This is a genomic window from Cobetia sp. SIMBA_158 (assembly GCF_046566945.1).
GTDB lineage: Bacteria > Pseudomonadota > Gammaproteobacteria > Pseudomonadales > Halomonadaceae > Cobetia > Cobetia amphilecti.
Window position 1 is genome coordinate 12,331 of record NZ_JAWJYL010000019.1, and the last position, 10,925, is coordinate 23,255.

Below are 10,925 nucleotides of genomic sequence, written 5' to 3' on the forward strand. Positions count from 1 at the left end.
ACGACTATTGATACACTTGTATAGCAAGAGGCGTTCCACATTGCGACTTTCCACGCCAGAGGCATGGCAAGCAGGGTCGTGGTTCACGGATTGCGCGTCCTGGACGCGACGTGGCCTGAACGAAAGCCAGAGCAGAGCGCAGAGAACAGAGAGCGATACACAAAGGCCCCGCTCCGCGACGGGTCACGCTCTGCAAGAGGCCGTGGGCGGGAGCCATTCCTCGGCGCCCGCCCACGCCGTCAAGGCGGCAGCAAGGCTAGGTCAGCCTCACAGGCTGGCCTTCACGGCGGGCAAGGCATCCTCGCCATCGCGCGTGGTCACGTCGGCGAGAAATTCCGCCAGCCGGTCCGGGTTGGCGGCCAGCCAGTCGTGCGCCACCTCATCGAGGTCACGCTCCTTCAGGCTGTAATCGAGGATGAAGCCGCTCTGCTCTTCGGAGCTGAAGACCAGCTGATCGAGGAAGCGGGCGAGGTTGGGATTGGCTTCGGCGTAGGCGGTGCGCACGACGGTCTTGACGTCACTGGCGCCATTGTCGGGGCCGAACACCGACTCCGGATCTGCCAGGATATGGGTGTCGAATTCCGGCACCATCCAGTGCGGTGTCCAGCCGTAGAAGGCGATCCAGCGTTGCTCGCGCTGGGCGGCACGTACCTCGCTGAGCATGCCGGGCGTCGAGGACTCCATCGCATCCCAGTCGCCCAGGCCATAGACATCATTGTCGATGGCGCCATTGAGCATGTCGCTGACGGTGGAGCCGCTTTCGATGGAGTAGACGGTCTCGTCGAATTGCTCGGCGTGGGCGGCAAGGTCCGCGGCGCTGTGGATGCCAGCCTCGTAGACATAGCCTGGCACCGCGAAGCCCATGCGGGCGCCGGTGACGTTGTTGCCGAGATCGGTGATCGCGCCGGCGGCCATGGCCGCGTCATAACTGTCTTTCTGAGCAGGCAGCCAGCCAGCGAGGAAGGCGTCGCTGTCGCCGGTGGTCAGGGTGTTGTAGCCGACGGTGGAGCTGACTTCCTGTCGCTCCACGTCGTAACCCAGCGGAGCGAGGATCTGGGCGACGATCTCGCTCTTGACGGTGACGCCGGGCCACGGCGGCACGATCAGCGTCAGCTCGTCATCCTTGTCCTGGGCCGAGGCTGCCAGGCTAGCCGTGCCGAGCAGCAGGGTCGCGAGGGCAAGCAGGCCACGGCGGGCGCCGTGCTTCGTCGTAGGTGTCAGGGGGTACGGGGTGGTGGTCATCGTGTCTTTCCTTGTCGGTTCCGGTCGCGCCGGGCCTTGTTGTTGTCGGGGCTGAAAGGCTTCGTATATGGCGGTCGTCGTGCGTGTCCGTCGCTCACGACGCTGTCGTTGTCGGTGCTTGTGTCTTCTCCGCCCTGCTGCGTCGCTGACTGCGTCGCAAGAGATTGATTCAAGAGAGCTTTATCCTCCGGCGGAGCGCGTCTTCAGCGAGCACTGGCCTGCCTGGCCAGGCCCTTCTCAAGTTCTGGCCCAATTTCTGTCTCAAGTTCTGACTCCGGCTTCGGCACCAGGTCCGGCAAGCCGCCGAAGGGTGCGCGCGCCATCACGCGCTCCAGCATCGGGATGAAATGCTCAAGCGGCAGGGTGTCGTATTCGGGGTCGAAGCTGGTCTGGTCCCACTCGTCACAGAAGCGCACAGTGCGCTCATAGGCGGGATGCCCGGCATGTGCCTCGCGTGCGTGGCGGTCCTGACCGAAGAATTCGCGGTAGTGATAGCCCTGGAACAGCTCGTGATGACGAATCATCCAGGTGTTCAGCGGGTCGATGAACGGCTCGAGGATACCGGCGGCGATCTCGGCATGATTGGCCGGCGCCAGGTCATCGCCGATGTCATGCAGCAGCGCGCAGACCACCATCTCCTCATCGGCGCCGGCGCGCAGCGCGCGGGTGGCGGTCTGCAGGCAGTGTTCGTAGCGATCGACCGGATAGCCGTGGTGATCGCCCTTGAGACGCCCCAGATGTTCAATCACACGCCGGCAGGCATCGGACTGATATTCCCGGAAGCGCGCATCGATCAGCGCCCACTCGGCATGCGTGCTTTCCTGGAAACTGCGGAAGCGGGCCTGTTCGCTCATGCGTTGGCCTCCTCATTGGCGAACTGACCGGCGAGCTGATCGGCCAGCAGCAGACGGCGGCTGGCGGTGGAGTCGCGGTCCACGTAGCCCTGGCGCATATGACGGATGCCACCCTCCAGCTGGAAGGCGCTGCGACCATGGAACAGCCGGTAGTTGTCCATGATCAGCATCTGGCCCGGCGCCAGCTTGAGGTGCAGCGTGAAGTCATCACCGGAGATCAGGCGATAGAACGCCTGGCGGGCAGCGTAGTAGCGACGCAGGGTCGCGCCGGGCAGCGCCGGCACCCGCTCGGTGCGGTTGGAGAAACGTACTCGGGCGACCTGACCACGGCTGTCCAGCTCGATCAGCGGGCCTTCGCTCTCCAGGCGCGTGGTGGCGTCGTGGTAGCGGAAGCCGGGGCTGACTTCTGTCAGGCAGGCGAAGGCCTCGGGGTCTTCACGGCGCAGGTGCTCCGCCGCGCTGTAGCCATCCACCAGCATGCTGTCGCCGCCCTGGGCCGCGTTGCGCAGACAGTGCAGCCAGATATAGCCCGGAATCGGGTCGCGGTAGGGATTGTCGGTATGCGGCTCCAGCCCGCGCTGGGTCATCGTGAGGTCATAGGCATTGGCGACGGATTTCACGTCGGCGATACCGCCCCAGTTGGTGCGCCGCAGCGGCCCGATACGGTGGATCAGCCCCTGCATGCCGTCCTCCGTGTCCGGCACGCCGCTGACCCGCAGGAAGCCGAAGCGCTGCAACTGCTCGAGCATGTCCAGCAAGGCCGCGTCATCCTCCAGCACCGCGGCGAAGTCGGCCTCGGGCAGCTGGGCGAGACTCCCCTGCCAGAAGGTCATGCCCTGATAGGCCTCACACGGCTGACACTCCGCCAGCAGGGCCGCCAGCGAGAAGCTCGCCGCATGGCCGTCACTGAAGGCCAGCGACAGCGTGTCGCCATCCAGCTGCGCCTGAGTCAGGCTCAGGTCCAGCGGCAGGTCCGCCGCCTCGATCAGGCGCTGACCGGTGAGGGAATCGAGCGTCGTTTCATCGGGACTCCGCTCACGCAGCCAGAGCGCCTCGAAGGTCAGATCGCCCTCGGCGTGGCTCAGATGCAGTTGTTGTCCATGGTCTTTCAGGCTGACGGAATGCGGGCTGCTGGGCACTCGATGATCTCCACGGCTGAGGGAGCGGCACTGTTGTTTTACTGGTCAGGTACCTGCTCGCGGATGCTGGTGCGACGCTGAGTCTCCTTCTACCTTAATCACTTCAGCCAGAGCGGGTTGATATAATCGGACGTATATTTGATCAAATTGGCCATATGTCAGACCAGCAGACGACAACAAGCGGCCGTGGCAATGCCACGGCCGCTTGTGTTGTAAAACGTCTGTCGGGAGATCAGTCGCTCAGGTGCAGCACCTGACCATTGAGGGAGCGCCCGGCGCCACCGGCCAGGAAGCGCGCGCATTCCGCCACGGCGTCCGGTCGGCTGCCCTCAGGGCACAGCAGATTGGCGCGCACCTTGTCCGGCGCGCGTGACGCCAGCCGCTGGATCAACTCACTCAGCGCCGCCTGTGCCATGGCAGTGCCGTGATGCTCCTGAGAGGACAGCTGTGAGGACAGCGACGAGGACGGCTGCGAAGGCAGCGGTGGTGCCACGGCCAGCAAGCGTCCGCCGTGGCGCAACATGCGCGCACAGGCCGCCTTGAGCAAGGCGCCAGGGCCGGCGACCTGCGCGACCAGGCAGGCTTCCAGCGACTGCCCGGCCATGGCCTGAGGCGGCATGCAGACCAGTACGTCGAGGCGCCCGAGACGCGCCACCAATGTCTCGAAGCAGCCCTCGCCAACCACCTGGCCGAAGCGGTCCGACTGCTCGCCGCCCAGTGCATCCAGCACGCGTTCGAGGTCCGCCGACGCGGTGCCCATCAGGGCGATGATGGCGCCATCTTCCAGAAAGGTGCGCGCCATGGCCTCCAGCCACTCCCCCTGCCCCGCGATCAATACCCTGCGTCGTGGCAGCATCTCATTCTCCCTGATAGAACCCCCGAAGGGTCACCCCTGCGGACCTCACGCCGTATAGCGCTGCTCGGCTCTCTGCTCAGCCCTCTGCTCTGCTCTCTGCTTACCTGGGCATCACCTCCCTGTGATGTCCCAAGTGGCGAGCGTCAGGGCATCAGCCCCGGCAGCCACAGCACCAGCGCCGGGAACAGCATGCACAGGATCAGACCCGCCAGCTGCAGGCCGACGAAGGGCAGAATCGAGCGATAGATGGTGCCGATGGACACCTGTCCGGCGGTGATGCCCTTGAGATAGAACAACGCATAGCCGAAGGGTGGCGTCAGGAAACTCGTCTGCAGGTTGATGGCGACCAGAATCGCGAACCACACCAGCAGCCCCTGGCCGGAAAGCCCGAGCCCGAAGTCCAGCGCCTCGACCACCGGCGCCACCAGCGGCAGCACCACGAAGCTGATCTCGATCCACTCGAGGAAGAAGCCGAGCACGAAGATCAGCCCCATCAGCAGCAACAGCAGGCCATAGGGGCCAAGGCCGGTACCGGTGATGACATCCTCGATCAGGTAGTCACCGCCGAGGCGCTTGAAGACCACCGAGAAACAGGTCGCGCCGATGACGACGAACAGGATCATCGCACTGGTCCGCGAGGTATCGCGCAGCGTGTTGCGCAGGGTGGAGAAGGACAGTCCGCCCATCACCAGCGCCAGCAGCAGGCTGCCACCCGCACCGATGGCCGCGGCCTCGGTGGGCGTGGCGATACCGGTCATGATCGACCCCAGCACCGCGACGATCAGCACCATCGGACCGAGCAGGTCACGCAGCAGTGCCAGCGGCAGCGGTGTCTTGTCGGTGCCGAGCAGCGACTGGTCCGGCAGCGGTGCCCAGTCCGGGCGCAGCTTGGCGGTGATCAGCAGATAGGCGACGTAGAGCGCGCCGAGCATCAGCCCCGGAATCAGCGCCGCCTTGAACAGCGCCCCCACCGAGATCTGCAGGATGGAGCCCATCAGCACCAGCATGATCGAGGGCGGAATCAGGATGCCCAGGGTGCCGGAGGCCGCGATGACCCCGCAGGCCATCTCGGCCTTGTAGCCCTGCCCCAGCATCACCGGCAGCGCCAGCAGGCCCAGCATGACCACCGAGGCACCGATGATGCCGGTACTGGCGGCCATCACCACGCCCAGCAATGCCACCGAGACGGCCAGACCGCCATGCACGCGACCGAACAGCCGTTGCAGTGTCATCAGCAGATTGCGCGCCACGCCGGAGCTTTCCAGCATCAGCCCCATGAACACGAACAGCGGAATCGCGATCAGCAGCCAGTTCTCGATCACGCCACCGAAGATGCGCGAGCCGACGGTGCCGAGAAACGGCAGCGGGATGTCGCCGATGAAGGCGAACAGGATGCCCAGCCCGCCGAGCAGAAAGGCCACCGGGTAGCCGGAGAAGATACCGATCAGAAGTGCCACCACCATGGTGATGGGCAAGGCGTATTCAGCGAGCATTGTCATGGCTCCCGTCTGCATGATTCTGGGGTGCCGTGGCGTCGGTGGTCGCTTGCGCAGCATTCTGCTGATCCGCAAGGCCGGCCAGACTGGCAATCTCGTGGTCTTTCAGGCGCTCGGGGGTGCGCGCCGGATCGAACAGGCAGGCCAGATTCTCGAAGATCTGCCCCAGCGCGCCGAGGGCGAGGAACACCAGCCCCGTCGGCAGCATCGCCTTGATCAGATAACGGTCCACCAGACCGCCATAGTTGGATTTCTCGCCGGACATGTAGGACATGGTGACGAAGTGCTTGGACAGCCAGGCGATCAGCAGGCAGAAGGGAATCAGCATGATGATGTGGCCGAGGATATCGACCACGGCGCGTCCGCGCGGCGAGAGGCGCTGATAGAACAGGTCGACCCGCACATGCGTATCGCTGTGCAGGGCGTAGGTGCCACCGAAGAGCGTCAGCAGACCGAACAGGTGCCACTGCAACTCGGTGACGGAATTGATGGTGATCGCGGTGCCGAACAGCAGCACGTCGGGCGACCCCCAGTTGGCGATTTCATTGATGCCCAGGGCGTTGAGCGTGACGGTGGTGAGCACGGCCAGGATGATCGCCAGACCCAACCAGCTGGTCAGGCGACCCACCCACAGCCCCAGGCCGACCAGCGGTCGACCCAGGGCGTCACACACCGCCCCGCCCTGTGCCCGCCAGGGCGCAAGGCGGGGGTCGGTCATTGGGCGCTACCCTCGTCAGCGTTGTCAGCCTGCTTCATGGCCATCGGCTGCGGCATGGCCTGCAGCTCGTACCATTCGTCGATCAGTGCGGCATGCTTCATCAGCGAATCGTAGGCCTTGGCGAAGTCAGGATTGGTCTGCTTCTCTTCGGCCAGCACTTCACCCCAGGCTTCCTGCAGCGCGGTCATCACCGGCTCCGGGAAGCGCTTGACCTCGACACCCTTCTCCTCGAGCTCATGGATCGCACGTACCTGAGCCGGCGGCGCTTCGGCCATTGCCCACTGCAGGGTCGCGCGGCAGGCAGTCTGGAACTGCGCCTTGCGCTCATCGCTGTAGCTGTCCCATACCTGCTGGTTGATCAGCAGCGAGAACCAGCTGGCGCTCTGGTGCCAACCCGGGAAGTAGTAGTACTTGGCGACTTCATTGAAGCCCATCGCCTGATCGACCTGCGGCACCGAGAACTCGGTGGCATCGACACGGCCACGCTCCAGCGCAAGGTAGATCTCGCTGCCCGGCACCAGCTGGGTGGAGGCGCCCAGCTTGTTGAGCACCTTGGCGCCAAGGCCGGAGATGCGCATCGACAGGCCCTTGAAGTCCTCCGGCGAGTTGATTTCCTTGTTGTACCAGCCGCCGGTTTCCTGCGGCGAGATGAAGCACGGCAGCACCTTCACGCCGTAGGGGTCGTAGGCGGCCTGCACAAGCTCGGTACCCTCACCGGCCCACATCCAGGACATGAAGGCTTCCGGGCTCGGGCCGAACGGCAGTGCGCCGTAGAGGTTGGTGATCGGCACCGTGCCGGCCCAGTAGCCCATCCAGTCCCAACCGGCCTGAATGGCACCGGAAGACACGGAGTTGAAGACTTCGAAGGCCGGTACCAGGTCCCCCGGCTCGTGCACGCGCAGGCCGACTTCGCCGCCGGTCGCGCTCTTGAGTTCCTCTGACAGGCGCACGGCACCGGCACCGAGGAAGTTCTTGGTCGAGAAGGTACTGGCGACGTCGAGCTGTTTCGGCCCTTCCGCCTGGGCTGGCGCGGCGGCCATCAAGGTGGTGGTGGCCACGGCCGCCGCAATGGCAGCTCCGAGGCGCAGGCGGCGGGTCGGCGTCGATTGATACGGCGTGGCGTGTTGCGACATGGTGCGGCTCCCTGATTTGTTGTTTTGCTCGCTGGTCGTACGGCTTGTGGCTTGCTGGACATGAGCCACGTTGCAAGATGACGCTTACGTCAACTTACCCGATGACAACGCAAGCGGCTGACCACGCCACAACAACGTCAATGATTTCAGAGAGCTACGCGAGCAAGGCCCGCGCGAGGCGACTCACCGCGCCCTGCGCGGCAGTATCGGCTCACGACAGCGTCCGGAAAGCCGGACACTCAGGCCGCCAAGGCTGCGACCAAGGTCGCGCGCGGTCATGAATTCTGTCTACGACTCCAGTCGAATATGCCGATAGAGGAATGCAGACCCCATGCGGGTATACAGGCCGTGGGCTGGCGAGAAACGCAAAGCGTCCGGAATTCCGGTCCCTGACCGAGATTCCGGACGCTTTGGCCACTCGTTGGTGGCGGGGAGGTGAAATGCCGGTCGATCAGGGCGTTTCGGCCAACAGTCCATGCCGGTTGAGCTTCTCATAGAGCGAGGACTTGGCAATGCCGAGCTGACGGGCGGCGCGGGTGCGATTGCCCTCGGCGGCGCGCAGCGCGTTCTCGATCAACTGGCGCTCCGCCTGAGCCATCGCCTCACGCAGCGTGGCCGGCGTGGTGTGCGAATCCCGGGTGGTTGTGGACGACTCGGACGCTGAAGCGGGTGTGGACAAGTCGCTTTGATGGGTAGCGGCGTGTCGGGCATCGCCATGCCGCGCATCGCCATGCCGGGCGCCGATGGCATCCGGTAGATCGGTCGGTTGGATATGGCTCCCGCCCAGATAGAAGGCGGCTTCGAGCACGTTTTCCAGCTCGCGCACGTTGCCGGGCCAATGGTGGGCGCACAGGCGTTCGAGGGCGGCTTCGGAGAGAATCGGCGGGCGGCGGCCACTGCGTCGCGCCAGACGTGACAGCAGGTGCGTGGCCAGGGTCGGCAGGTCGTCGCAGCGCTCGCGCAGTGGCGGCACCTTCAAGGGCACCACATTGATGCGGTAGAAGAGGTCTTCGCGGAATTCGCCGCTCTCGACCAGCGCTTCCAGCGGGCGGTGAGTCGCGGCGATGACACGCACATCGACACTGACCAGACGGGTCGCGCCGACCGCCTCGACCTCGCGGTCCTGCAGCACGCGCAGCAGCTTGGCCTGCATCGCCAGCGGCATGTCGCCGACCTCATCGAGAAACAGCGTGCCGCCATCCGCGAGCTGAAACTTGCCGGGCTTGCCGCCACGCTTGGCGCCGGTGAAGGCACCTTCTTCATAGCCGAACAGCTCCGCTTCCAGCAGCGCTTCGGGGATCGCCGCACAGTTGAGCTTGATGAAGGGGCCCTTGGCACGCGCCGAGCTGCGATGCAGCGCATGGGCATACAGCTCCTTGCCGGTGCCGGACTCGCCACGGATCAACACCGAGGCACCGCCGGGGGCGATCTTGCGCACCTTGCAGGCAAGTTCCCGCATGGCGGGCGAATCGCCGATGATGTCACTCAGCTGCCAGCGGGCGCCGGTGGGGGTTTCCAGCGCCTGACGGTAATAGTCCACCTCCGCTTCCAGCGCCTGAACCTGAGCATTCACCTGCCGCCATTCCCAGGTGTCGTGATAGAGCACCGAGCCGATGGCACCGATCAGCTCGCCATCGCGGAAGATGGGGTAACGGTGGGCAATCATGTGGTGGCCACGAATCAACTGCAGCTGGGCAAGCTCCGCGCGTCCGCTCTCCAGCACCTCGTGCATGCGGGTGTTCTCGATCACCTCGCTGACATCGCGTCCCAGCACCTCGCTGGCCTCGACGCCGAGAAACTCGGCATAGGGCGCATTCAGAAACTGGATACCACCCTGGGCATCCACCACCACGACCCACTCCTCCACCGCATCCATCGCGGCACGCAGCAACTCGCGGCGCGCCCGCTCCAGATGAATCGAGGTGGCAGGTAGATCATCGCGCAGCGGGGCAGCCATTTTCTCCCCGCCCACCGCGCCTGACACAGGCATCTGCTGAGCCATCACCGCTCTCCCTTGGCGTGTCCGGTCATCGTGGGCAGCCGTATCCCTCTGCCACCACACCCGCCGGATCTGATTGTTATGAGCTGCGCCATCACGCAGCCAGCGTCCGGAAAACCGGACGCTGTCTTTCAGCATCGACCTATCACCGCCAAGGATCAACGTAGCCAGTGGTCGTAGATGAAAACAAAAGCTGATAATAATTTATGTTGTACAATCACTAATAGACATTAATGACAAAAGGACATATATAATGGACAATCTAGTATTCAGAAATGGATCCAATACTATTCATAATGCTTGCGTAGGTAACAACGGGATGCCAGGCTACATGGATTTTGCACGAGGCTATTCCACTTCGGCTAACGCACTAATTGAATTATATTTATCGGATAATAGCAATAAATATCATCAAGACGAAATGATATACCCAATTTGCTTTAACATGAGACACTCCATCGAGCTTAGAATAAAGAATGAACTGTCACTTCTTCAACAACTATCCAGTCTCAAAAAGCAAAGGTCGCCATTAGAGAGTACAATGGGGCACGATATCAACAAAATATGGGAAACATTTAAAACAAAATCAGCTTCTATAGACAAAAGATATTGTGAGCTTATCACCCTTCTTGACCAATACATCAAAGACATAGGGAAGATTGACGCCAAAGGTCAAACATTTCGATATCCTGAAAACAATAAGAAAATAAGACACTTGACCGAGGTCAGAATAATAAACATTGAAAGACTTAGTCATGTATTCACCTATATAGAAGAAAGAATGGAAGAGCTCAACATGCTCAGTGAAAATCTTATAGAAGAATACGACAAAGGATCTTTTACGCAAACTCTATCCAGGCAGGATATAATGCACATCTCTATGTGTTTGCCTTCAATAGATAACTGGAATGAAGATACTTTTGCGATACAAAAAGAAAAGTTAAGAACGGAGTACTCGATAAGTAACCGAGAACTCATCCGGTGTATAAACATCATAAAAGAGCATTATGAGTTTTCATTAAACATAGATATGGATCTTGATTTACTAGGGGTGACTGAAGAATCACTTGATGCGTACTATTCCTCTTGGCAAGAAATCAATATGGATTACGGCAATACGCCGGAACAAAGCACAGAAATGATTAAAATCTACATGCCAAGTCTCGATGATCTAAAAAAACACGATGAATTAAAGACAAAAGCATGGCGCGATAATCAGCATCTCGTTACCGTTGAATACGTTTCAGGCTTACGAGCACTTTATGATTTTGGATATAATCTCAAGTATAGCGAAGACTATATAAGAGACTACAAATCAAATATCAAAGAGTTAAACGCGAGACAAAAAACAGAAAGAGGCATATTAAAAGAAGAGTTTCTGGATATACTCACAAAAATCAATGGGCTATGCAATATAAAAAAATCCATCGACTTCCTAAAACCTTATTAAGCAACTTTAAAAGTGCTTCTCCTATTCAGAAGAAGCAC

General features: G+C 61.3%; 9 protein-coding genes. 1 reads left to right on the forward strand and 8 read right to left on the reverse strand.

The genetic code is table 11. The annotated features are described in order from the left end of the window. Positions 1-267 precede the first annotated feature (267 nt). The 8 genes from R2R70_RS18130 to R2R70_RS18165 form a co-directional block, all read right to left on the reverse strand. A complete protein-coding gene (locus R2R70_RS18130; protein WP_410978667.1) occupies positions 268-1,242 on the reverse strand; it encodes an ABC transporter substrate-binding protein in 975 nt (324 codons plus the stop codon). A 203-nt stretch (positions 1,243-1,445) separates the two neighbouring features. Then, positions 1,446-2,096, reverse strand: coding sequence for an HD domain-containing protein (locus R2R70_RS18135; protein ID WP_410978668.1), 651 nt, complete (start codon positions 2,094-2,096; stop codon positions 1,446-1,448). After that, positions 2,093-3,235 (reverse strand): TauD/TfdA family dioxygenase, encoded by a 1,143-nt coding sequence (locus R2R70_RS18140; RefSeq protein ID WP_410978669.1) that lies wholly within the window; start codon positions 3,233-3,235, stop codon positions 2,093-2,095. The genes R2R70_RS18135 and R2R70_RS18140 overlap by 4 nt, the downstream gene beginning before the upstream one ends. A gap of 232 nt (positions 3,236-3,467) precedes the next feature. Then, positions 3,468-4,091 carry a hypothetical protein gene (locus R2R70_RS18145; RefSeq protein ID WP_192838691.1) on the reverse strand — a complete coding sequence of 208 codons (624 nt, stop codon included), beginning with the start codon at positions 4,089-4,091 and terminating at the stop codon, positions 3,468-3,470. Between the two features lie 143 nt (positions 4,092-4,234). Beyond that, entirely contained in the window at positions 4,235-5,584 is a 1,350-nt protein-coding gene (locus R2R70_RS18150; RefSeq protein ID WP_054555227.1) for a TRAP transporter large permease subunit, read from the reverse strand. Continuing rightward, a complete protein-coding gene (locus tag R2R70_RS18155) occupies positions 5,574-6,305 on the reverse strand; it encodes a TRAP transporter small permease subunit (RefSeq protein ID WP_082388172.1) in 732 nt (243 codons plus the stop codon). Before R2R70_RS18155 ends, R2R70_RS18150 begins: the two co-directional genes overlap by 11 nt. After that, a complete protein-coding gene (locus tag R2R70_RS18160) occupies positions 6,302-7,438 on the reverse strand; it encodes a TRAP transporter substrate-binding protein (protein ID WP_082388171.1) in 1,137 nt (378 codons plus the stop codon). The genes R2R70_RS18155 and R2R70_RS18160 overlap by 4 nt, the downstream gene beginning before the upstream one ends. A gap of 451 nt (positions 7,439-7,889) precedes the next feature. Beyond that, positions 7,890-9,395: a sigma-54 interaction domain-containing protein gene (locus tag R2R70_RS18165; RefSeq protein WP_410978670.1), complete on the reverse strand. Its 1,506-nt coding sequence runs from the start codon at positions 9,393-9,395 to the stop codon at positions 7,890-7,892. Between the two features lie 295 nt (positions 9,396-9,690). Here R2R70_RS18165 and R2R70_RS18170 point away from each other — a divergent pair, with 295 nt between their 5' ends. Next, positions 9,691-10,887 carry a hypothetical protein gene (locus R2R70_RS18170; RefSeq protein WP_410978671.1) on the forward strand — a complete coding sequence of 399 codons (1,197 nt, stop codon included), beginning with the start codon at positions 9,691-9,693 and terminating at the stop codon, positions 10,885-10,887. The last annotated feature ends 38 nt before the right edge of the window (positions 10,888-10,925 follow it).